The 22036-nt window shown below is 69.6% G+C and carries 17 protein-coding genes; 16 read left to right on the forward strand and 1 reads right to left on the reverse strand.

Annotated features, from left to right (window positions below; translation table 11 throughout):
* The 14 genes from AC5P9I_RS08685 (at nt 1) to AC5P9I_RS08750 (ending at nt 15577) form a co-directional block, all read left to right on the forward strand.
* Nucleotides 1-942, forward strand: a complete 942-nt coding sequence (locus AC5P9I_RS08685; protein WP_049471214.1) for a lysophospholipid acyltransferase family protein — start codon at nt 1-3, stop codon at nt 940-942.
* A complete protein-coding gene (locus AC5P9I_RS08690; protein WP_049471192.1) occupies nt 932-2482 on the forward strand; it encodes an HAL/PAL/TAL family ammonia-lyase in 1551 nt (516 codons plus the stop codon). Before AC5P9I_RS08685 ends, AC5P9I_RS08690 begins: the two co-directional genes overlap by 11 nt.
* A complete protein-coding gene (locus AC5P9I_RS08695) occupies nt 2475-2900 on the forward strand; it encodes an acyl-CoA thioesterase (protein ID WP_014648843.1) in 426 nt (141 codons plus the stop codon). Before AC5P9I_RS08690 ends, AC5P9I_RS08695 begins: the two co-directional genes overlap by 8 nt.
* Nucleotides 2897-3526 carry a LolA family protein gene (locus AC5P9I_RS08700; RefSeq protein WP_049471194.1) on the forward strand — a complete coding sequence of 210 codons (630 nt, stop codon included), beginning with the start codon at nt 2897-2899 and terminating at the stop codon, nt 3524-3526. The genes AC5P9I_RS08695 and AC5P9I_RS08700 overlap by 4 nt, the downstream gene beginning before the upstream one ends.
* On the forward strand, nt 3519-5873 hold the full coding sequence (locus AC5P9I_RS08705; protein WP_088475897.1) for an MMPL family transporter: 2355 nt from the start codon (nt 3519-3521) through the stop codon (nt 5871-5873). The genes AC5P9I_RS08700 and AC5P9I_RS08705 overlap by 8 nt, the downstream gene beginning before the upstream one ends.
* Nucleotides 5874-5928: 55 nt before the next feature.
* Nucleotides 5929-7179: an NAD(P)/FAD-dependent oxidoreductase gene (locus AC5P9I_RS08710; RefSeq protein ID WP_049471199.1), complete on the forward strand. Its 1251-nt coding sequence runs from the start codon at nt 5929-5931 to the stop codon at nt 7177-7179.
* Nucleotides 7167-7724 carry a DUF3261 domain-containing protein gene (locus AC5P9I_RS08715; protein ID WP_049471201.1) on the forward strand — a complete coding sequence of 186 codons (558 nt, stop codon included), beginning with the start codon at nt 7167-7169 and terminating at the stop codon, nt 7722-7724. Before AC5P9I_RS08710 ends, AC5P9I_RS08715 begins: the two co-directional genes overlap by 13 nt.
* Nucleotides 7721-8905 carry a beta-ketoacyl-[acyl-carrier-protein] synthase family protein gene (locus tag AC5P9I_RS08720; RefSeq protein WP_049471203.1) on the forward strand — a complete coding sequence of 395 codons (1185 nt, stop codon included), beginning with the start codon at nt 7721-7723 and terminating at the stop codon, nt 8903-8905. The genes AC5P9I_RS08715 and AC5P9I_RS08720 overlap by 4 nt, the downstream gene beginning before the upstream one ends.
* Nucleotides 8902-9357 (forward strand): hotdog family protein, encoded by a 456-nt coding sequence (locus AC5P9I_RS08725; RefSeq protein ID WP_032960608.1) that lies wholly within the window; start codon nt 8902-8904, stop codon nt 9355-9357. Before AC5P9I_RS08720 ends, AC5P9I_RS08725 begins: the two co-directional genes overlap by 4 nt.
* Complete coding sequence (gene fabG / locus AC5P9I_RS08730; RefSeq protein ID WP_049471205.1) at nt 9354-10085, forward strand: 3-oxoacyl-ACP reductase FabG; 732 nt, start codon at nt 9354-9356, stop codon at nt 10083-10085. Before AC5P9I_RS08725 ends, fabG begins: the two co-directional genes overlap by 4 nt.
* Nucleotides 10085-11323, forward strand: coding sequence for a beta-ketoacyl-ACP synthase (locus tag AC5P9I_RS08735; protein ID WP_049471207.1), 1239 nt, complete (start codon nt 10085-10087; stop codon nt 11321-11323). Before fabG ends, AC5P9I_RS08735 begins: the two co-directional genes overlap by 1 nt.
* 61 nt (nt 11324-11384) lie before the next feature.
* The gene (locus AC5P9I_RS08740) at nt 11385-11825 is read left to right on the forward strand and encodes a hypothetical protein (protein WP_005420284.1); all 441 of its coding nucleotides are present in this window, start codon (nt 11385-11387) and stop codon (nt 11823-11825) included.
* Between the two features lie 160 nt (nt 11826-11985).
* Nucleotides 11986-12246, forward strand: a complete 261-nt coding sequence (locus tag AC5P9I_RS08745; protein ID WP_049459612.1) for a YcgL domain-containing protein — start codon at nt 11986-11988, stop codon at nt 12244-12246.
* Nucleotides 12239-15577: an ankyrin repeat domain-containing protein gene (locus AC5P9I_RS08750; protein WP_049471209.1), complete on the forward strand. Its 3339-nt coding sequence runs from the start codon at nt 12239-12241 to the stop codon at nt 15575-15577. The genes AC5P9I_RS08745 and AC5P9I_RS08750 overlap by 8 nt, the downstream gene beginning before the upstream one ends.
* A gap of 124 nt (nt 15578-15701) precedes the next feature.
* Here AC5P9I_RS08750 and AC5P9I_RS08755 read toward each other — a convergent pair whose 3' ends face one another.
* On the reverse strand, nt 15702-17480 hold the full coding sequence (locus AC5P9I_RS08755) for a monovalent cation:proton antiporter-2 (CPA2) family protein (RefSeq protein WP_049459610.1): 1779 nt from the start codon (nt 17478-17480) through the stop codon (nt 15702-15704).
* Nucleotides 17481-17822: 342 nt separating this feature from the next.
* Here AC5P9I_RS08755 and mgtE point away from each other — a divergent pair, with 342 nt between their 5' ends.
* Nucleotides 17823-19193 carry a magnesium transporter gene (gene mgtE, locus AC5P9I_RS08760; RefSeq protein ID WP_049471211.1) on the forward strand — a complete coding sequence of 457 codons (1371 nt, stop codon included), beginning with the start codon at nt 17823-17825 and terminating at the stop codon, nt 19191-19193.
* An 85-nt stretch (nt 19194-19278) separates the two neighbouring features.
* Entirely contained in the window at nt 19279-21999 is a 2721-nt protein-coding gene (locus tag AC5P9I_RS08765) for a bifunctional acetate--CoA ligase family protein/GNAT family N-acetyltransferase (RefSeq protein WP_235644866.1), read from the forward strand.
* Nucleotides 22000-22036 lie beyond the last annotated feature (37 nt).

The raw sequence follows: 22036 nt of genomic DNA on the forward strand, positions 1-22036 counted from the left end.
ATGGCGGCCGCGCAGGGCGCCCCGCACTGGGCCGACATCGGCGAATCGACGTCGGTGGCCGGCGTGCTGTTCCTGTGCTGGGTGCACCGCTGGTTCGGGCGCTGGCCGTTCCGCCTGTGCGTGTGGCCAGTGGTGGCCTGCCATTGGCTGGGCAACCGTGTAGGGCGCCAGGCCTCGATGCAGTACCTGCAGCGGCTGCAGGCGCACAGCGGCGTGCTCGGCCGCGCGCCGACACGGCGTGACAGCCTGCGCCACTTCTTCGCCTTCGCCGACACGATGCTGGACAAGATCCTCGGCCTGGGCGGGCGCTACCCGGCCGACTGCATCCACCTGCACCGCGACCTGGTACTGCAGAAGATCGCGCGCCGCGAGGGCGGGCTGATCCTCACCGCGCACATCGGCTGCCTGGAGCTGTGCCAGGTGCTGGCCGAGCAGGTGCCGGGATTCCGCATCACCGTGCTGGTGCATACCGCGCACGCGCAGCGCTTCAACCGTTTGCTGCAGCGGCTGGACCCGCTGGCGGCGGTGGAACTGGTGCAGGTGACCGAAATGGGGCCGGCCACGGCGGTGATGCTGGCCGAGCGCGTGGCGGCGGGGGGCTTCGTTGCCATCGTCGGCGACCGCACGCCGGTGCAGGGTGGCCGCAGCGTCACCGCCGATTTCCTGGGCCACCGCGCGCCGTTCCCGATCGGCGCCTATGTGCTCGCCGCGGCGCTGGGGTGCCCGGTCTACACCATGGCCTGCCTGCATGAGGGCGACGGCTATCGGGTGGCATTCGAACAGTTCGCCGAACGCATCGTACTGCCGCGTGGCTCGCGCGACGCCGCGCTGGCCGAACAGGCACAGCGCTTCGCGCGCTGGCTGGAACTCCAGGTCATCCAGTCCCCGTTGGACTGGTTCAATTTCTTCCCCTTCTGGGATCAGGCTCCGCATGACGACTGACGCCGTACCCGTGTGCCGCTTTGGCGATGCACCGTTGACCATCGAAGACGTGGTTGCCCTGGCCCAGCGCCAGTGCGAGGCCGCACTGAGCGACGCACCGGCCTTCCGCGCGCACATCCAGCGCGGTGCCGACTTCCTCGACCGCCTGTTGCGCGAGGATGGCGTGATCTACGGCGTGACCACCGGCTATGGAGACTCGTGCACGGTGAACATCCCGTCGGCGCTGGTGGTCGAGCTGCCGCACCACTTGTACACCTACCACGGCTGCGGCCTGGGCCGTTACCTGGACCCGGTCGAGACCCGTGCAGTGCTGGCTGCGCGCCTGGCGTCGCTGGTGCGCGGCATGTCCGGCGTCAGCGTGCCGCTGCTGGAAGGCCTGGCCACGCTGCTGCAGCACGACGTGCTGCCGATGATCCCGGCCGAAGGCTCGGTCGGTGCCAGCGGCGACCTGACCCCGCTGTCGTACGTGGCGGCGGTGCTGTGCGGCGAGCGCGAGGTGCTGCACGACGGTCGCGTGCAGCCGGCGGCGGAGGTGCTGGCGAAGATCGGCATGACCCCGCTGAAGCTGCGGCCGAAGGAAGGCCTGGCGATCATGAACGGCACCGCGGTGATGACCGGCCTGGCCTGCCTGGCCTGGCAGCGCGCCGATTATCTGGCTCGCATGGCCACGCGCCTGACCGCGTTCAACGTGCTGGCCAGCGACGGCAACGCGCACCACTTCGACGAAACCCTGTTCGCCGCCAAGCCACACCCGGGCCAGGGCCGCATCGCTGCGCGCCTGCGCAGCGACCTGCACAGCGAACGCCCGCCGCGCAACGAACAGCGCCTGCAGGACCGCTACTCGTTGCGCTGCGCGCCGCACGTCATCGGCGTGCTGGAAGACAGCCTGCCGTTCCTGCGCCAGCTGATCGAAACCGAGCTGAACAGCGCCAACGACAACCCGCTGATCGATGCCGATGGCGAGCGCATCCTGCACGGCGGCCACTTCTACGGGGGCCACATCGCACTGGCGATGGACACCCTGAAGAACACCGTGGCCAACGTTGCCGATCTGCTTGACCGGCAGCTGGCGCTGGTGGTCGATGCCCGCTACAGCCATGGCCTGCCGGCCAACCTGTCGGCGGCCACGGGCCCGCGCGCGGCCATCAACCATGGCCTGAAGGCGCTGCAGATCAGCGTTTCGGCCTGGACCGCCGAAGCGCTGAAGCAGACCATGCCGGCCAGCGTGTTCTCGCGCTCCACCGAGTGCCACAACCAGGACAAGGTCAGCATGGGCACCATTGCCGCGCGCGACTGCCTGCGCGTGATCGAGCTGACCGAGCAGGTGGTGGCCGCGATGCTGATCGCTGCCCGCCAGGGCCTGGCGCTGCGCGAACGGGTTGGCCTGAATGCGCAGCTGCATGGCAGTCTGGCCGACATGTACGCCGACCTGGGGCAGCGCATCGCCCTGGTCGAAGAAGACCGCGCGCTGGATCGCGAACTGCGGGAACTGCTGGTGGAGATCCGCGCGCAACGTTGGGAGCTGTACGCCGGTGAATGAGGCCATCGAACGGGTTGGCGAAATCGCGTTGACCCCTGCCTTCCATGACTGCGATCCGATGAACGTGGTCTGGCATGGTAACTACTTCAAGTACTTCGAGATCGCGCGCTGCGCGCTGCTCGGCCGCTATGACTACGACTATCCACAGATGCTCGAATCGGGCTACCTGTGGCCGGTGGTCGATGCGCGGGTGAAGTACGTGCGGCCGCTGTTGTTCAACCAGGCCCTGCGCGTGGTCGCGCGCATCGTGGAATGGGAGAACCGGCTGAAGATCGAGTATGAAATCCTCGACGCGCAGAGCGGCCAGGTGCTGACCCGCGCGATGACCATCCAGGTCGCGGTGGACGCGGCCAGCAAGGAAATGCTCTACCAATGCCCGCCGGTACTGTGGGAACGCCTCGGAGTGCCTGCACCGTGAACACCCTTGTCCGTCTTTCGAGCGTGCTGCTGTGCGCGCTGATCTTCGTTGCCGCACCACAGGTGCAGGCCGCCGACCCCGCCATCGATGCGATTACCCAGGCGGTGGCGCAGCCGGAGGTACTGCGTGGCCAGTTCAGCCAGGAAAAGCAGGTCAGCGGCTTCAAGAACCCGCTGCGCTCGCAGGGCCAGTTCGTGGTCGCGCGCCAGCACGGCGTGATCTGGACCACGCTCAAGCCGTTCCCTTCCGAAGTGGTGGTCACTGCCGACCGCATCCTCAGCCGCCAGCGCGATGGCAGCACCCGTGTCGAGCTCGACGCACGGCAGCAGCCGGCGATGCGTTCGGTGAACGCGATCATGTTCGCGCTGATGAGCGGCGACGTGCAGGCGCTGTCGAGCCAGTTCAATGTGGCGGCCAGCCGCGAAGGGCAGGGCTGGCGGCTGCGCCTGACGCCGAAGTCGGCGATGCTGGCCAAGGCCTTCCAGTCGCTGACCCTGCAGGGTGACCGCTACGTGCGCCAGGTCGAGATCGTCGAGGCCAACAAGGACCGCACGCAGATCCAGTTCAGCGCGCTGAGCGAGGCACCGGCCACCCTCAGCGCCGACGAGGCACGCCGCTTTGAGTGAGGCCGTCGCATCGAACGCAGCGGCGCGACTGCGGCGCTGGTGGCACTGGCTGGGCATCGCCTGGCTGGTGCTGCTGCTGGGCTTGGGCGCGCAGCAGTGGCACCTGTGGAGCCAGCAGTCGCGGATCGACACCGACATCCTCGCGCTGCTGCCGCAGGATGCCCATGACCGCCTGTTGAGCGACGTCACCCGGCGCATTGCCGACGGCAGCTCGCGGCAGGTGGTGGTGCTGCTGGGCAGCAAGGATGGCGCTGCCGCCAAGCGCGCGCAGGCGGCCTTCGCTGCGGCCATGGCCGAGGACGTCGACCATGCATTGCTGGTGCCCAGTGGTTCGATCGAAGGCTGGTTCGACGAGGCGCGCGCGTTCTACGCGCCGTACCGCGACCGCCTGCTGACACCGGCCCAGCGCGAGCAGCTGCAGGGCAGCGAGCCGGGCGCGCTGGCCGAGCAGGCGCTGGCTGCACTGTATGGCCCGATGGGCGCCCCGCGCCTGACCGACTGGCGGCAAGACCCGCTGTCGCTGTGGCCGCAATGGTGGCAGCAGCAGGCGCAGGGTTCGGGGTTGCGGCTGGGCGATGACGGCCTGCTCGAAGCCGAGGGCAGGCACTGGGCCGTGCTGCAGTTCGATACGCCGGGGTCGGCGTTCCAGCTGGATGGCGAGCGCCATCTCGACGGCCTGCTGGAACGTGCCGGGCAGGCCGCCAGGGCGGCAGCGCCGGAGCTGGAAATCCTGCATGCCGGCGTGCCGTTGCATGCCGAGGCGGCCGCGGTGCAGGCCAACCGTGAGATCAATACCATCGGCTGGGGCTCGCTGGCTGCGGTGCTGCTGCTGGTGTGGCTGGCGTTCCGTTCGCTGCGGCCGATCCTGCTGGTCGCAGCGTCGTTGCTGATCGGTTGTGGCGTGGCGCTGGCGGTGACCGTGCTGGTGTTCGGCAAGGTGCACGTGCTCACCCTGGTGTTCGGTGCATCGCTGGTGGGCGTGGCCGAGGATTACGGCATCCACTGGTTTGCGTCGCGCCAGGCCGAGCCGGCCGATCGCCGCTGGAAACTGCTGCGGCACCTGCTGCCGGGCCTGTGGCTGGCCCTGCTGACCAGCGCGCTGGCCTACCTGGCACTGGGCCTGGCGCCGTTCCCGGGCCTGCGCCAGATGGCGCTGTTCTCGGTGGTCGGCCTGGCGGCCGCGTTCCTCACGGTGATCTTCTGGTTCCCGTGGCTGGATGGCGGCGAGATCCGCAAGACCCGTTTCTCGCAGTGGCTGGGCAACACGCTGGAGCGCTTCCCGCGCCTGCAGGGGCGCCGGCCGGTGATGGTGTTCCTCGGTGCCACCGTGGTGCTTTCGGCCATCGGCATCGCCCGCCTGCACAGCGACGACGACCTGCGCAGCCTGCAGTCCTCGCCGCCGGCGTTGATGGCCCAGCAGATCCGCCTGAGCCAGTTGCTGGGCATGCCCAGCCCGGCGCAGTTCTACCTCGTGCAGGGCAGCGACGCTGCGCAGCTGCTGCAGCGCGAAGAGGCGCTGACCGGACGCCTGCGTGCGCTGGCCGCCGACAAGCGCATCGGCGGTTACCGCGCGATCAGTGACTGGCTGCCGTCGCCGGCACGCCAGCAGGCCGACGCCGCGCTGACCGCCAAGGTGGAACCGGGCGTGCTGCAGGCCGTGTCCGATGCAGTCGGAGAACCCTTGCCGCGCCCGGACTTCGCCACCACGCCGCTGACCGCCGAGGCGTTCCTGGCCTCGCCGGCGTCGCAGCCGTTCCGCTACCTGTGGGTGGGTGAGGTCGGCGGGCAGATGATCAGCGTGGTGATGGTCGACGACCTGTCGCGCGCCGATGCGCTGGCGACCCTGCGTGGCGCGGCCGAGGGCTTGCCCGGCGTGCGCTGGGTGGATCGCACCGCCGACTTCTCGCAGCTGCTGGGCCACTACCGCAAGCTGATGGGGGGGCTGCTGCTGGTCGGCATCGTGCTGGTGTTCGGTGCGCTGTGGCTGCGCTACCGCCGCCAGGCCTGGCGCGTGTTCGCACCGACCCTGGTTGCCGGTGCGTTGACCCTGGGCCTGCTGGGCCTGTTCGGCCAGCCGCTGCAGCTGTTCAACGTGCTGGCGCTGATGCTGCTGCTGGGCATGGGCATCGACTACGGCATCTTCCTGATCGAGCACCGCGGCGACGCCAGCGCGTGGCTGGCCGTGTGCGTGGGCGCGGCCAGCACCTGGCTGTCGTTCGGCCTGCTCGGCCTGTCGCAGACGCCGGCGCTGCGCGCCTTCGGCCTGACCCTGTTGTTCGGCATCGGCCTGGTCTGGCTGATCTCGCCGCTGTTCCGGCCGCCGCCGCACGAGCTGCCGCCGGCCTGACCGCGGTTTTCCCGACTTTCTTTTTTCCACTTGATCGAGCAACAAGGACGCACCGATGAACACTGCTGTGGATGCTGTCGAACGTACCGAGATCCTGATCATCGGCGCCGGACCGGCCGGCTCGGTGGCCGCGGCGATGCTGCGCCAGCAGGGCCGCCAGGTCCTGATGCTGGAACGCCAGCAGTTCCCGCGCTTTTCCATCGGCGAAAGCCTGCTGCCGCAGAGCATGGAGTACATCGAGGCGGCCGGCCTGCTGCAGGACGTGGTCGAGGCGGGCTTCCAGCACAAGAACGGGGCCGCCTTCGTGCACGGCGAAGCGCGTACCGCATTCGACTTCAGGAAGAAGTTCTCGCCGGGCTGGGGCACCACCTATCAGGTGCAGCGCGCCGACTTCGACAACGTGCTGGCGCGCGGTGCCGAGCGCATGGGGGCCACGCTGCGTTTCGGCGACGAGGTGCTGTCGGTCGAGCCCGGCGAGCAGCCGGCGGTGACGGTGCGCCGCCCGGACGGCAGCGAGTACCGCATCGAGGCCGATTTCATCCTCGACGCCTCGGGCTTCGCGCGCCTGCTGCCGCGCCTGCTGCAGCTGGAGTCGCCGTCCAACTTCCCGGTGCGCGGCGCGATCTTCTGCCATGTGCGCGACAACATCCCGGCCGAAGCGGACTTCGATCGCAACAAGATCCTGATCACCACCCACCCCGAGCACGTCGACGTCTGGTACTGGACGATCCCGTTCTCCAACGGCTGCTGCTCGCTGGGCGTGGTCGCCGAGCCGTCGTTCTTCGAGCGCTACGACGGCGACGACCTGCAGAAACTGCAGGCGATCGTCGGCGAGGATCCGAACCTGACCCGGCTGCTGGCCAATGCCGAATGGGCGGTGCTGCCGGTACGCCGCATCACCGGCTACTCGGCCAATGTCAGTTCGTTGTGGGGACCGGGCTATGCCCTGCTGGGCAATGCCGGCGAGTTCCTCGACCCGGTGTTCTCGTCCGGCGTGACCATCGCCTTCAAGTCCGCGCAGCTGGCCAGCGCATGCCTGGCGCGCCGCTATGCCGGCGAAGCCGTGGACTGGGAAGCGGAGTTCTCGGTCCCGCTGCGGGCGGGCGTGAAGACCTTCCGCCGCTTCGTCGAAAGCTGGTACGAAGGCGGTTTCCAGAAGATCATCTACCACCCGCAGCAGCAGCCCGAAGTGCGCGACATGATCAGCTCCATCCTGGCCGGTTACGCCTGGGACACCAACAACCCGTACGTGGCCGATGACAGTGGCCGCCGGATGCGCGTGCTGGAGCAGCTGTGCGGCGCCTGATCGCCCCTGCCACGGCACTGCTGCTGAGCCTGCTGCTGGCGGCCTGCGCCGGCCGCATGCCGAAGCCGTTGGTGGAACTGCCGCCGCTGCGCCTGTCGCCGGCCAGCCTGCCGGCGCCGCTGGCGTTGCAGCAGCAGCTGCATTTCCGTTTCGGCAGCCATGAACGCGACCTCGATGCGCTGCTGGAAGCCGATGCGCAGCAGGTGCAGCTGGCCGTGCAGGCGATGGGCCAGACCGGTGTGCGCCTGCAGTGGGACGGCCAGCAGCTGACCCAGCAGCGCGCGCCGTGGCTGCCGCCGCAGGTGCGCGCCGAGCGCGTGCTGGATGACCTGCAGTTCGCGTTGTGGCCGACCGCGGCCATCGCCGCCGCGCTGCCGGCCGGCTGGCAGGTCCGTGACGATGGTCATCAGCGCAGCCTGTCGCGCGATGGCACGGTGTGGCTGCAGCTACTGCGCCTGGACGATGGCAGCGTGCAGCTGGACAACCGGGCCGAAGGCTATGCGCTGCGCATCGAATCGATCGACATGGCCGGGCCGGATCGATGAGTTCACCGATCTACCTGAACGACCTGGGCGTGGTCTGCGCGCTCGGCGATGGCCGCGACGCGGTGGCGTCGGCGATGTTCGCCGGCGTGCCGGGCGGGCTCAGCGACAACGATACCCTGCTGCCGGGACACACCCTGGCGCTGGGGCAGGTGCGTACACCGCTGCCGACGCTGGAAGAACTGCCGGCCGCCCTGCGCGGGCGCAACAACGCCCTGCTTGACGTGGCGCTGGCGCAGATCGCACCGGCGGTGGCCGCCGCGATCGCCCGCCACGGCGCCGAACGCGTGGCGGTCGTGCTGGGCACCAGTACCTCGGGCATCGGTGAATCCGAGCAGGCCCTGCGCACCCATGCCGAACAGGGCCAATGGCCGCCCGGGTTCGATTACGCCCAGCAGGAAATGGGCACCGCCGCGCAGTTCGTGCGCCAGCGCAGTGGCGCGCAGGGCCCGGCATGGACGCTGTCCACCGCCTGCTCGTCCAGCGCCAAGGCCTTGATGTCGGCCGCACGCATGCTGCGCGCGGGCATCGTCGATGCAGTGATCGCCGGCGGTGCCGATTCGCTGTGCCGCTTCACCGTGGCCGGCTTCAGCGCGCTGGAATCGGTCTCGGCGCTGCGCTGCAATCCATTCTCGCAGCATCGCGCCGGCATCAACATCGGCGAGGGCGCCGCGCTGTTCCTGCTCACCCGCGAGCCCGGCCCGGTATGCCTGGCCGGCTGGGGTGAGTCGGCCGACGCGCACCACATGTCCGCCCCCGACCCGCAGGGGCTTGGCGCCATCGATGCCCTGCAGCAGGCGTTGCTGCGCGCCGGCTGGGCGGCCGATGAGGTGGACTACGTGAACCTGCATGGCACCGCCACCGGCCACAACGATGCGATGGAAAGCCTGGCGGTGGCGCAGGTGCTGGGCAACGGCGTGCCGGCCAGTTCAACCAAACCGCTGACCGGCCACACGCTGGGTGCTTCGGGCGCGATCGAGGCAGCGCTGTGCTGGATCGTGCTGGCCGAGAACCCGCAGCAGCAGCTGCCACCTCACTGGTGGGACGGCGTGGCCGACCCCGCATTGCCGGTGTTGCCGCTGGTCGCACCGGCCACCCGCCTGGCGCATCCGGCGCGGCGGGTACTGAGCAATTCGTTTGCATTCGGCGGCAGCAATGCCGTGCTGGCGCTGGAGCGTCGATGAACACGCTGTACGCGATCGAAGAGGTGGTGCCGCACCGCCAGGACATGTGCCTGCTGGAGCGCATCACGCACTGGGACCAGGACACCATCGAGGCCGAACTGGTGGTGCCCGACGCGGGCCTGTTCGTCGAGGAGGGCCAGGTGCCGGCGTGGGTCGGGATCGAATACATGGCGCAGGCCATCGCGGCCTGGGCCGGTTGCCGTGCGCGTGCGGCCGGCAAGCCGCCGCAGTTGGGCTTCCTGCTTGGCAGCCGCCGCTACAGCAGCCCGCGCAGCAGCTTTCCCAGCGGATCGCGGCTGCGCGTGCAGGCGCGCTGCGAGCTGTTGGGCGACAATGGATTGGGGATGTTCGCCTGCCGCATCCTGGCAGGCGAGGACGAATGGGCGACAGCCAACGTGTCGGTGTTCGAACCGGCCGACGCGATGGCCTATCTGGAGAGTGGACAGGCATGACAGGGAATCGAAGCGTGCTGGTGACCGGCGCCAGCCGGGGCATTGGCCGGGCCATCGCGCTGCGCATCGCGCGTGACGGCTTCGACGTGGTGGTGCATTGCCGCAGCCGCGTGGATGAAGCGCAGGCGGTGGTCGCCGAGATCGAGGCACTGGGCCAGCAGGCCCGCGTGCTGGTGTTCGACGTGGCCGACCGCGCGTCTGCGCGGGCCGCGCTGGAGGCCGATGTCGAAGCGCATGGCGCGTACTACGGCGTGGTCTGCAATGCCGGCATCGCCCGTGACGGCGCCTTCCCGGCGTTGTCGGCCGACGACTGGGACCAGGTCATCCACACCAACCTGGATGGCTTCTACAACGTGCTGCATCCCCTGATCATGCCGATGGTGCGGCGGCGCAAGCCGGGCCGCATCGTCACCCTGTCGTCGGTATCCGGGCTCGCCGGGAACCGCGGGCAGGTCAACTACAGCGCCGCCAAGGCCGGCATCATCGGGGCCACCAAGGCGCTGGCGCTGGAACTGGCCAGCCGCCAGATCACCGTCAATTGCGTGGCCCCGGGCCTGATCGAGACCGAAATGCTCAACGATGAAGTGGTTGAACACGCGCTCAAGCTGATTCCCGCCGGCCGCGTCGGTCGTCCCGACGAAGTGGCGGCGACGGTGGCGTTCCTGCTGTCCGAGCCGGCCGGCTACATCACCCGCCAGGTGATCTCGGTGAACGGAGGCATGATCTGATGGCCGCCGATCGTCGCGTGGTGGTCACCGGCGCCGCCGCCATCAGTCCGCTCGGCCACGACTGGTCCACCATCGAAGCGCACCTGCGCAGCTGCCGCAATGCCGTGCGTGCAATGCCCGAGTGGGATGTGTATGCCGGCCTGAACACCAAGCTGGCCGCGCCGGCGCAGGACTTCGAGCTGCCGCCGAACTACAACCGCAAGACCACCCGCTCGATGGGCAAGGTCGCGATCATGTCGGTGCGTGCCACCGAGGTGGCGCTGCGCGAGGCAGGCCTGCACGAGCACCCGGTGCTGCGCAGCGGCCGTACCGGCGTGGCCTATGGTTCCTCGTCGGGCAGCCATGAGGCCACCGGTGAATTCGGGCGCATGCTCAACGAGTTCACCACCGATGGCATCAGTGCCACCACCTACCTGAAGATGATGAGCCACACCGCGCCGGTCAACATCGGCGTGTTCTTCGGCCTGTCCGGGCGCGTGTACACGACGTCCAGTGCCTGCACTTCCGGCAGCCAGGGCGTGGGTGCGGCCTATGAAGCGATCCGCAGCGGCAAGCAGACGGTGATGGTGGCCGGCGGTGCCGAGCAGCTCGATGCCACCGCTGCGGCGGTGTTCGACACGCTGTTCGCCACCAGCGTGCGCAATGACGCGCCGCAGACCACGCCGCGCCCGTTCGATGCCGGCCGTGATGGCCTGGTACTGGGCGAGGGCGCCTGCACGCTGATCCTGGAGGACCTGGAACACGCGCAGGCGCGTGGCGCCACCATCCTGGCCGAGGTGGTCGGCTACGGCACCAACAGCGATGGCCAGCACGTCACCCAGCCCAGCGCCGACACCATGGCCCAGGCCATGCGCCTGGCGCTGGAAGATGCCGGCCTGGACGCGGCGCAGATCGACTACGTCAACGCGCACGGCACCGCCACCGACCACGGTGACATCGCCGAAACCCAGGCCACCGCGCAGGTGTTCGGCAACCGCGTGCCGATCAGCTCGCTGAAGAGCTACGTCGGCCACATGCTGGGTGCCTGTGGCGCGTTCGAGGCCTGGGTGAGCATCGAGATGATGCGCGCCGGCTGGTTCGCGCCCACCCTGAACCTGGCCGAGGTCGACCCGCGCTGTGGCCAGCTCGACTTCATCACCGGGCAGGGCCGCGAGCTGCAGGCCGAGTACGTGATGAGCAACAACTTCGCTTTCGGCGGCATCAACACCTCGCTGGTGTTCCGCCGCTGGCGCGAGTGACCCACCGTCCCACCGCACTGTTTCCGCTACCCACCCGCACCCCTGACAAGGAGAAGTTTCGATGCGCCGCACTCTCATGATCGCCACTGCCACCGCGCTGCTGGCCCTGACCTCCACCGCCTCTGCCCGCGACACGCGTGTCGAACAGTCCCTGCAGGAACTGGTCAATTCGCAGGCCGCCAAGGACGCCGGCATTGACGGCAGCGTGCGCTTCTACCTGGCCGGCCAGCCGGTCAGCGTGCAGCAGCGCCTGGGCGAAGACGTGACCAACAAGAAGACCAACGCGGCCAACAAGAGCGATGCCGAGGCCTGCCGCTGGGTCGCGCTGTCGGCGCTGCGCGCGCTGCAGGACGGTGCCAAGTCGCGCGGCGCCAACGCCGTGGTCGACATCGTCAGCTACTACAAGAAGAACGAGTTCAAGAGCAGCACCAACTACGAGTGCTACGCCGGCGCCATCCTCGCCGGTGTCGCGCTGAAGGGCACCTACGCCAAGGTCAAGTAAGCGCCCGTGTGGCGGCGGCGCTGGCTGAACGTCGCCGCCACATTGCTGAACCCCGCCGGGGAAACGCCGCCGATCACGCCGCCATCGTCGGCCGACGGCTTTCCCCGCTGTCGGCTTTCCGACACAATCATGGCTCTTCCCGGGTTATCGTCCCGCGGACATGCACGCCTACGTCTATAAAAGCCAACTCAAGCCGGACACCTACGTCTACGTTCCCCGACGCGATGATTTCAGTGCGCTGCCCGCGCCGCTGCTGAGCTCGCTGGGGGCGCTCGCCTTCGTCCTGGAAGTGGCCCTGGATGCCCAGCGCCGCCTGGCCCAGGCCGATCCGGAAAAGGTCCGCAGTGAAATGAGCGAACGCGGGTTCTATCTGCAGGTGCCGCCGTCGGTGGCCAGCCTGATGCCGCGTCACTATGACTGACGCCTCCCGACCGCGCGTCCTGTCGATCGCCTTCGCCGCCGGTGCCGTGCTGGCGCTGGGCGCCGCAGTGGGCGGCGTTCCGGGTGCCCTGCTTGCCGCATTGGCGCAGCCGGCGTTCGCGCTGGGGGTGTCGTGGTGGCGCCGCAGCCGCGCGCTGCGGCCGCTGGCGCTGGTGGCTCGCCAGGACCTGCCGGCGCTGCTGGCGCTGTGGGCCGCTGCGCCGCTGCTGCTGGCCCTGCTGCTGGCCTGGCCGTTGGCGGCACTGCGTGACAGCGGCAGCCTGGCTGCGGTGCTGGGCCTGAGCGTGCTGGTCAGTGCCGGCCTGCTGGCGGCCTGGCGCACCTGGCCGCTGTGGAACGATGTCGAACGCCTGGATGGCAGCCTGGCCCAGCACTGGCAGGCGCTGGCCGGCCGCGACCTGACCGCCTGGCGTGGTCTTGGCGTGGCCGCGCTGGTGATCGCCTTGGCCGCACTGGTGGTGCTGCCGGCCTGGCCGGGCCTGTTGCCGGACAGCGCACGCTGGCCGGCTGCGCTGGCGGTGGTGGTGCTGTCGCCGCTGCTGCACCTGCTGCTGCAGCGGGTCGCGCCCGCGCCGCTGGTGGCGTTGCGGCCCAGCCCGTTGGCGGCGGCCAGCAGCGACCACGAACCGATGTTCGCAGCGGTGGCGGACACCGCGCCGCTGGAAGCCATGGCGCCGCAGGAACTGACCCCTGCGCTGTATGAAGCCGCCCGCCACGGCCGCGTCGACCGTGCCCTGCAGCTGCTGCAGGCCGGCGCCGACCCCTACGCGCTGCCGGACCCGGACTGGCGTGACCAGCGCAGCCTGGCGGTGCTGGCCGCAGTGCTGCCGGACCTGCGCCTGCTGCGCGAACTGATTGCCCGCGGCGTCGATGTGAATGCGCCCCACCGGGGCATGACGCCGCTGTTGGCGGCCACCCGCGACAGCTGGCATGGCCGTCCCGAAGCGGTGATGACCCTGCTCGCCAACGGCGCCGATTCGCGCGCCACCGACAGCGACGGCAACACCCCGCTGCACCATGCCGCGCGCAGTTCCGACCCGGGTGTGGCGGCGTTGCTGCGCGATGCCGCAGCCGAAGTGGATGCACTCAACCGCGACGGCTGGTCGCCGCTGGCGGTGGCCTGCCAGGTCGGCAACTGGCGCCTGGCCCGCTTCCTGCTCGAGCGCGGTGCACGCAGCGAACCGGCCGAGGGCACCCCGGTGCTGCTGGCCGCCGCCGCCACCGAGGACGACGATCCGGCCGGCGTGCAGCTGCTGCTCAAGCACAAGGCACGCGCCGACGCGCGTGATCGCCAGCGCCGCAGCGCGCTGCACGAGGCAGCGCTGGCCGGCCACGTGGAGATCATCGGCGTGCTGCTGGGCGCCGGCGCCAACCTGGAAGCGCGCGATGCACTGGGCCGCACGCCGTGGCTGGAAGCCGCCCGTGCCGGTCGTGCCGCCGTGGTCGAGCACCTGCTGCCGCACAAGCCGGACCTGGTCGCGGTGGACGGCGAAGGCCGCAATGCGGTGCAGCTGGCGGTGATGGCCGAGGATGTCTCGCCGCTGCTGATCAAGCGCCTGGTCGAACTGGGCATCGCCGCCGACGCCACCGACCCGGTCGGCCGCCGCGCGGTGGACTACGCGGCCGAAGCGGGCCGCTGGGCGATCGTGGCCCTGCTGGACCCGTCCTATCCGCTGCCGGCAGCCGTCAGTGATGGGCTGGCCGAGCGCGGTGAAGCGGCCAGCGCCAGCGGCCTGTTGCCGGACCGTCCGCCGCTGACCCTGCTGCGCGAAGCGCTGGGCTTCGGCAACACCGATGGCATGGCCGCGCTGGCCAAGCTGTGCCAGCCGGAGGAACTCGGCGGCCTGCTGCTCGATCCGGAGCTGGCACTGGAGCCGCGCGCGGTCGATTGGCTGCTGGCCCACGGTGCCGACCCCTATGTGCGCGACGCCTGCGCCGATACGCCGATGTTCGCGCTGCTGTCGCGCGGGATCGACGCGGTGCCGGCGCTGCAGGTGATGCTGCAGCGCGGCCTGTCACCGGCCGGCCGCGGTGGGCTGGCACGCTTCCTGGCCGCCTGCGCGCAGCACGACCAGGCCGCCCGCGGCCTGGAACAGCTGGCGCTGGAACTGCTGGAACGTGGCGCGGACCCGTTCGCAGCCTCGCCGGCCGGTGACCCACCGCTGTCGCTGGCGGTACGCCTGGGCTGGCTGCGCCTGCAGCAGGCCCTGCTCAAGGCGGGCGTCGATCGCGAGGCGCGCGACAGTCATGGCATGACCGCACTGCACCTGGCCACCGCCCTGGCCCGCGAGGGCGCACTGAAGCTGCTGGTGCAGCACGGTGCCTCGCCGGAAGCGCGTGCTGCCGACGGCCAGACGCCGCTGGGCGTGGCGCTGTCGATCGGCCGCCGCGATCTGGCCGACTGGCTGGACTGGCGGGTGTGGCCGCTGCCGCGCCGTACCCTGCGCGAAGCGGATCTGCCGGCCGCGGCCATGGCCGGCGATGTTGACGCGGTGCGTCGCCTGATCGATCTGGGATTTGCCGTCGACGCCGTCGATGCACAGGGCTGCACGGCACTGCTGCGTGCCGCCGGCGGTGGCCACCTGGCGGTGACCGACCTGCTGCTGGCACGCGGCGCCGATCCGCAGCACGCTGCCGCCAGTGGCGCGACGCCGTTGTCGGCCGCGGTCAGCATGCGCCAGGTGGACATTGTCTCGGCTCTGCTTGATGCCGGCGCCAAGCTGGAACACCGCCTGCCGGGCGGGGTGACCGTGCTGATGCTGGCCTCGGCGCTGGGCCTGCCGGACATCGCCGCGCGCCTGCTCACCGCCGGTGCCGACGTGCATGCCGGTGACGCGCAGCAACTGGGGCCGCTGCACTGTGCCGCGCTGTATGGCTTCAGCGCCCGCGACCGCTCCCGCCTGCTGGCCCTGCTCGACACCCTGCTGCTGGCCGGTGCCGAACCGGACCAGGCGGCGGCGGGCTCGGTCACGCCGTTGCTGCTGCTGCTGGGCGCACGTGCCGAGCCGGGCACCGCCTGCGACGAGCAGGTGGTGATGGCGGCGGTGGAACGGCTTCTGGATGAGGACGTCAGCCTGGACGTGCGTGACCCGCGCGGCTTCGGTCCGCTGCACCTGGCTGCGCTGCATGGCCTGCCGTTGCTGGTGCAGCGTCTGCTGCGTGCCGGTGCCGATCCGGAAGCGCGGGACAGCCTCAACCGCAGCCCGCGCGAGATCGCAGTGATGCGCGGCTTCATCGACGTGGCCGGCGAATTCGAACCGCGCGTGCCGGGTGTCTCGTCGATGGCGCGGTTCCTGCGCGACAACGGCTGAGGGTCGGGGTCGGAATCCGCAGTAGGTAGTGCCGGCCGCTGGCCGGCAATCTCCTGAGGCCTCCGGGATACCGAGGCTGCCGGCCAGCGGCCGGCACTACCGGGTCCGTCCTCGATCGGCACTCCTACGTGTCGTCGCTTTCCGCGTCGGCCTCGAACAGGTGCATCAGGTCATTGCGTGCATCGCGCGAGGTCTGGATCACCGCCGCCTCGTCGTCGTACACCAGATACTGGTCGCGCAGCAGCTGTTCGTCGTGTTCGCGGAAGCGTTGCACATGGCGCTCGGCCACGTCCGGTGCCACGCCCAGCGCGGTCAACACGCGGCCGCTCATCTCCAGGCTGGTACCGAACACCTCGCGGAACGGCTCGGCCGACATGTCCATCAGGCGCCACGCATGCTGGCGATTGCGCGCGCGCGCCAGCACTTTCGCGTCCGGGTACAGCCGGCGCACCATGCGCACGGCGCGCAGGTTGGTCTCCGGGTCGTCCACGGTGATCACGAACACATCGATGTGCTCGCCGCCGGCGGCGCGCAGCATCTCCGGCCGGGTCGGATCGCCGTAGTAGAGCTGGTTGCCGAAGCGGCGCAGGTCGGCCACGGTGTCCGGGTTCGCCTCCAGCGCCACGAACGGCACTTTCTGCGCGGTCAGCAGGCGCGCGATCACCTGGCCGAAACGCCCCATGCCGGCGATCAGCACCTTGGGCCGGTTGTCGGGTGCCACCTTGTCGGCCTCGGCCGCCTCGCGCGGTGTGGTCTTCTCCTGGCCGAGCAGCTTGAGCAGCACGATCATCAGCAGCGGCGTGATCGCCATCGACAGGCCGACGATGGCCACCAGCCGGTCGTGGTTGGCATTGCCCAGCAGGTGCGCGCGCTGCGCTTCGTTGAACACCACGAAGGCGAATTCGCCCCCCAGCCACAGCACACTGCCCAGCAGCAGCGACTGTCGCCGGCTGAGCCGGGCGATGCGGCCGATCACGTACAGCAGGCTGAATTTGACCACCAGCAGGATCGCGACGCCGGCCGCGATCAGCCAGGGCTCGGCGGCAATGCGGTCAAGGTCGATGCCCATGCCCACGGCAATGAAGAACAGGCCCAGCAGCAGGCCCTTGAACGGCTCGATCTGCGCTTCCAGTTCATGCCGGAATTCCGAATCGGACAGCAGCACGCCGGCCAGGAACGCGCCCAGGCTGGGGCTGAGGCCGGCTTCCTGCATGAACCAGGCGGTGCCCAGCACCACCAGCAGGGCGGTGGCGGTGAACACTTCCGGGCTGCGGGTGCGCGCGATGATGCCAAATACCCGGCGCAGGACCGGCCGCCCGCACAGGATCACCACGGCCAGCGCGCCCAGCGCCACCATTGCATCCTCGATGCGCAGGGTCTCGTTCTTCACCCCGCCCAGCAGCGGGATGGCCGCCAGCAGCGGAATCGCGATCAGGTCCTGGAACAGCAGGATGGCAAAGCCCAGCCGGCCATGGTCGCTGTTGATCGCCTTATGCTCGGACAGCAGCTGCAGGCCCACCGCGGTGGACGACAGCGCCAGCGCCACGCCCACCACCAGCGCGCTCTTCCACTGGAAATGGTCGAGCAGCAGCAGGCCGCCGAGCACCAGCCCGGACAGCGCCACCTGCGCCGCACCGGCACCGAACACGGAGCGCCGCATCACCTTCAGGCGCGCCGGCGACAGCTCCAGGCCGATCACGAACAGCAGCATCACCACCCCGATCTCGGCCGCGCCGAGGATGCGGTCGGCGTCCTGCACGAAGCCCAACCCGTCCGGGCCCAGCACCACGCCCGCCGCCAGATAGCCCAGCACCGCGCCGAAGCCGAACTTCTTGAACACCGGCACGGCGATGACCGCTGCCAGCAACAGCACCAGGGCCAGTTCCAGACCACCGCTATGCATGGGAATACCTGGTCATCGGGGAAGCCCGCAGTGCGTCCGTTCGGGGGAAAGGCGTGGCGAGCGCCACGGCCCCATTATGCGCGCCGGCCGGTGCAGGCACGAGAACAACCTGCCATGCCGGCGCCTGGCGCAGGGCCAGCGGGTTGACCTGCATGGCGCGCGGGTCCAGACTGCCCGCCGCTGGCGGCCCGACCGCCGGCACACGCATCCCGGAGTCCCCAACCCATGTCCAGCGACAGTAGAAGTCGACCTCGTTCGACGCCAGCGATGGCCACCGCCTGACATCGGGACGGTCTGCCTGCGTTGGCGTTGCGCGAGGTCGCACCCCACAAGGCAGAACCGATGAACCAGAAGCAATTGCTGCGCCCGGTGGCCGATGCCGCTGCCCTGGCCGCACCACTGGCGAACTACAACACCGCCGATGCGGTGGAATTCCTCAACACGCTGGAACTGACCCGCGCCGCGGAAACGCTGGCCGCGCTGCCGTTGCCGCGTGCAGTGAAAATGCTGGAAGCACCCGAGCTGCAGCGCAGCGGCGAGCTGGTGGCCGCGCTGCCACCGGCCCGCGCCGCCGCCCTGCTGGGGCTGATGGCCGATGACCGCGCCACCGACATCGTCCACGAGCTGGATGAGGAAGAGCGCGCACGGCTGATCCCGCTGCTGGGCAGCGACGCCCGCCAGGTCATCCAGAAGCTGCTGAGCTACCCGCCGAACACCGCCGGCGCGCTGATGACCACCGAATACGTGGCGGTGCCCGCCAGCTGGACCGTGGCGCAGACCCTGCAGCACATCCGCCAGGTCGAGCGCACGCGTGAAACGGTGTACGCGATCTACGTGCTGGACCCGGCCAGCCAGCAGCTGCAGCAGGTGGTGACCATGCGCCGGCTGATCACCGGCCTGCCGGAGGAGTCGATCCTGGACGTGGCCCAGGTCAATCCGCCGGTGACAGTGGATGCACTGATGGACCAGGAGGAAGTCGCGCGGCTGATCCGCCGCCACGACCTGCTGGCGATCCCGGTGGTCGATGCGCAGCAGCAGATGCTGGGCATCGTCACCGTGGACGACGTGCTCGACGCGCTGATCGAGGAATCCACCGAGGACGCGCACAAGTTCGGCGGCATGGAAGCCTTGGACAAGCCGTACATGCAGATCGGCTTCTTCGAGATGCTGCGCAAGCGCGCCGGTTGGCTGAGCGTGCTGTTCCTGGGCGAGATGCTGACCGCCAGCGCGATGCAGCACTACGAGGACGAACTGGCGCGGGCGGTGGTGCTGACCCTGTTCATTCCGCTGATCATGAGCTCGGGTGGCAACTCCGGCTCGCAGGCCACGTCGCTGCTGATCCGCAGCCTGGCACTGCGCGAGCTGCGCCTGCGCGACTGGTGGAAGGTGGCCTTGCGCGAGATTCCGACCGGCATGGTGCTCGGCGCGATCCTCGGCTGCCTGGCCATCGTGCGCATCGTGATCTGGCAGCTGGGCGGCCTGCATGACTACGGCGAGCACTGGATCCTGCTGGCAATCACCATCGGCGCTGCACTGGTCGGCATCGTCACCTTCGGCTCGCTGTCCGGCTCGATGCTGCCCTTCGTCCTGAAGCGGCTCGGCTTCGATCCGGCCAGCGCCTCGGCGCCGTTCGTGGCCACCCTGGTGGATGTCACTGGCCTGGTGATCTATTTCAGCATCGCCGCGCTGATCCTGCACGGCACGCTGCTGTAACGAAAAAAGGGGACGGAGGGGATTAAGTCGTTTGTGCACAAACGACTTAATCCCCTCCGTCCCCTTTTTTGGGTACCGTAGGCGCATGAGTACCTACCACCTGCAGTCCGTGTTCCATCCGCAGTCGGTCGCGGTGATCGGTGGCAGCCCGCGTGAGCGCTCGGCCGGCCGTGCGGTGATGCGCAACCTGCGCGGCACCGGCTTCCCCGGCAAGGTGGCGTGGATCAACCCGCGGCACGCCGAGATCGATGGCATCCGCACGGTCAAGCGGCTGAAGGACCTGGACTGGGTGCCTGACCTGGTGGTGATCACGGCACCAGCGGCAATCGTGCCGCAGGTGGTGCGCACCGCCGCCGAGCGCGGCGTGCAGGCCGCGATCATCCTGACCGCGCACCTGGGCGAAGGCCCCGGCTCGCTGTCGGCGCAGGTGGAAGCGGTGGCGCGCAAGCATGGCCTGCGCATCCTCGGCCCGCATTGCCTGGGCGTGATCGCGCCGCACGCGCGGCTCAATGCCAGCATCGCCGCACATTTCCCGCAGGCCGGCGACCTCGCGCTGATCTCCGAATCCTCGGCCATTGCCGCCGCGCTGGTGGAGTGGGGCGTGGCGCGCTCGGTCGGGTTTTCCGCGGTGGTCTCGCTGGGCGACACGATGGACGTCGACTTCGGTGACCTGCTCGACTACTTCGCCACCGACTACCGCACCCGCGCCATCCTGCTCTACGTCGAGCAGATCAAGGATGCGCGCAAGTTCATGTCGGCCGCGCGTGCCGCCGCCCGCGCCAAGCCGGTGGTGGTGGTGAAGTCGGGCCGCGCCGAGCGCGTGCAGCCGGGCAGCCGCGATACCCATGTGCAGGCCCTGGCCCGCGCCGACGATGTGTACGGTGCAGCCTTCAACCGCGCCGGCCTGCTGCGCGTGGGCGCGCTGGACGAGCTGTTCACCGCCGCCGAATCGCTCGGGCGGCTGGGCACGTTCCCTGGCCGCCGCCTGGCCATCCTCAGCAATGGTGGCGGCGTCGGCCGCCTCGCCGTGGACCAGCTGATCGCGCTGCGTGGCACGCTGGCCACCCTGTCCGACAGCACGGTGCAGAAGCTCGATGCGGTACTGCCGCAGGGCTGGTCGCGCAGCAATCCGGTCGACATCGTGGTCGATGCCGACGGCGAGCGCTATGCCGCGGCCATCGAAGCGCTGCTGGCCGACAACGAGAACGACGCGGTGATGGTGGTCAACGTCCCCACCGCATTCACGTCGTCTGCAGACGCTGCGCAGGCGCTCACCCGCACGCTCGGCCTGCGTCCGCGCCATCATCGCGACAAGCCGGTGTTCGCGGTGTGGCTGGGCAACGACGACCAGGCCACCGCCACGCTCAACGCCGCACGGGTGCCGACCTATCCGACCGAGGCCGAGGCGGTACGCGGCTTCCAGCATCTGGTGCGTTACCGCGAGGCGCAGAACGCATTGATGGAAACGCCGCCCAGCCTGCCGCAGGACTTCAACGTCGATGCGGCGGCCGCGCGCACGCTGGTCGATGCCGCGCTGGCCAATGGGCAGCAGTGGCTGGACCCGCTGGCCACGCACGAGCTGCTCAAGGCCTACGGCATTCCGTCCGCGCCGGTGATGCACGCGCGCGATGCGCACGAAGCGATGGACCTGGCGCAGCCACTGCTGGAACGCGGTGCGTCCGTAGCGCTGAAGATCCTGTCGCCGGACATTCCGCACAAGTCCGAAGTGGACGGCGTGCGCCTGAACCTGTCCACGCTGCCGGCGGTGCAGAGCGCGGCCAACGCGATCCTGTCACGTGCGCGCCAGTTGCGGCCGGCCGCGCGCATCGACGGCCTGCTGGTGCAGCCGACCATCGTGCGCCCGAAAGCGCGTGAGCTGATCGTCGGCATTGCCGATGACGCAACGTTCGGCCCGGTGATCGTGGTCGGTCGTGGCGGCACCGCAGTCGAGGTGATCAATGACAAGGCGCTGGCACTGCCGCCGCTCGACCTGCGCCTGGCCCATGAACTGATCGGCCAGACCCGCGCCTCGCGCATCCTCAAGGCCTACGGCGATGTGCCCGCCGCCGACGAGCGCGCACTGGCGCTGGCGCTGGTCAAGCTGGCGCAGCTGGCCGCCGACATTCCCGAAGTACGCACGCTGGACATCAACCCGCTGCTGGTCGACGGCAAGGGCATCCTCGCCCTCGACGCGCGCGTGGCGGTGGCGCCGTCGCGCATCCTGCACAAGGGCCGCGGCCATCCGCGCTTCTCGGTGTTCCCGTACCCGAAGGAGTGGGAGCGCACCATTGAACTGTCCGATGGCGGCCGCGCGTTCGTGCGCCCGGTGCGGCCGGAAGACGATGCGCTGTTCCGCGCGTTCTTCGCCCGCGTCAGCGACGAAGACCTGCGCCTGCGCTTCTTCCAGTCGGTGAAGCACTTCAGCCACGAATTCATCGCGCGCCTGACCCAGCTCGACTACGCGCGCTCGATTGCGCTGGTGGCGATCGAGCCGCGCAGTGGCGAAATGCTCGGCGCGGTGCGCCTGCACGCCGATGCCGATTACCACCGTGGCGAGTACGGCATCCTGATCCGCTCGGACCTGAAGGGCCATGGCATCGGCTGGCGGCTGATGGCGATCATGATCGAGTACGCCAAGTGGCTGGGGCTGGACGTGGTCGAAGGCCAGGTGCTGCGCGAGAACAGCACCATGCTGGCGATGTGCCAGAGCCTGGGCTTCAAGACCCGGCTGGACCCGGATGACCCGACAGTGATGGTGGTGACGCTGCCGGTGCAGCAGGTCGAGGTGCCCGACGTCCCGGTGTAGCGCCGAGCCCACGCTCGGCTGCCTAGCATCATACGGG

This window comes from Stenotrophomonas sp. YJH_SMC_29 (assembly GCF_059371235.1).

What these genes read in the sequence shown, in the direction of transcription:
- AC5P9I_RS08685 (WP_049471214.1), top strand. Translation starts at nt 1, where the DNA reads ATGGCGGCCGCGCAGGGCGCCCCGCACTGGGCCGACATCGGCGAATCG.
- AC5P9I_RS08690 (WP_049471192.1), top strand. Translation starts at nt 932, where the DNA reads ATGACGACTGACGCCGTACCCGTGTGCCGCTTTGGCGATGCACCGTTG.
- AC5P9I_RS08710 (WP_049471199.1), top strand. Translation starts at nt 5,929, where the DNA reads ATGAACACTGCTGTGGATGCTGTCGAACGTACCGAGATCCTGATCATC.
- AC5P9I_RS08720 (WP_049471203.1), top strand. Translation starts at nt 7,721, where the DNA reads ATGAGTTCACCGATCTACCTGAACGACCTGGGCGTGGTCTGCGCGCTC.
- AC5P9I_RS08725 (WP_032960608.1), top strand. Translation starts at nt 8,902, where the DNA reads ATGAACACGCTGTACGCGATCGAAGAGGTGGTGCCGCACCGCCAGGAC.
- fabG (WP_049471205.1), top strand. Translation starts at nt 9,354, where the DNA reads ATGACAGGGAATCGAAGCGTGCTGGTGACCGGCGCCAGCCGGGGCATT.
- AC5P9I_RS08735 (WP_049471207.1), top strand. Translation starts at nt 10,085, where the DNA reads ATGGCCGCCGATCGTCGCGTGGTGGTCACCGGCGCCGCCGCCATCAGT.
- AC5P9I_RS08740 (WP_005420284.1), top strand. Translation starts at nt 11,385, where the DNA reads ATGCGCCGCACTCTCATGATCGCCACTGCCACCGCGCTGCTGGCCCTG.
- AC5P9I_RS08745 (WP_049459612.1), top strand. Translation starts at nt 11,986, where the DNA reads ATGCACGCCTACGTCTATAAAAGCCAACTCAAGCCGGACACCTACGTC.
- AC5P9I_RS08750 (WP_049471209.1), top strand. Translation starts at nt 12,239, where the DNA reads ATGACTGACGCCTCCCGACCGCGCGTCCTGTCGATCGCCTTCGCCGCC.
- AC5P9I_RS08755 (WP_049459610.1), bottom strand. Translation starts at nt 17,480, where the DNA reads ATGCATAGCGGTGGTCTGGAACTGGCCCTGGTGCTGTTGCTGGCAGCG.
- mgtE (WP_049471211.1), top strand. Translation starts at nt 17,823, where the DNA reads ATGAACCAGAAGCAATTGCTGCGCCCGGTGGCCGATGCCGCTGCCCTG.
- AC5P9I_RS08765 (WP_235644866.1), top strand. Translation starts at nt 19,279, where the DNA reads ATGAGTACCTACCACCTGCAGTCCGTGTTCCATCCGCAGTCGGTCGCG.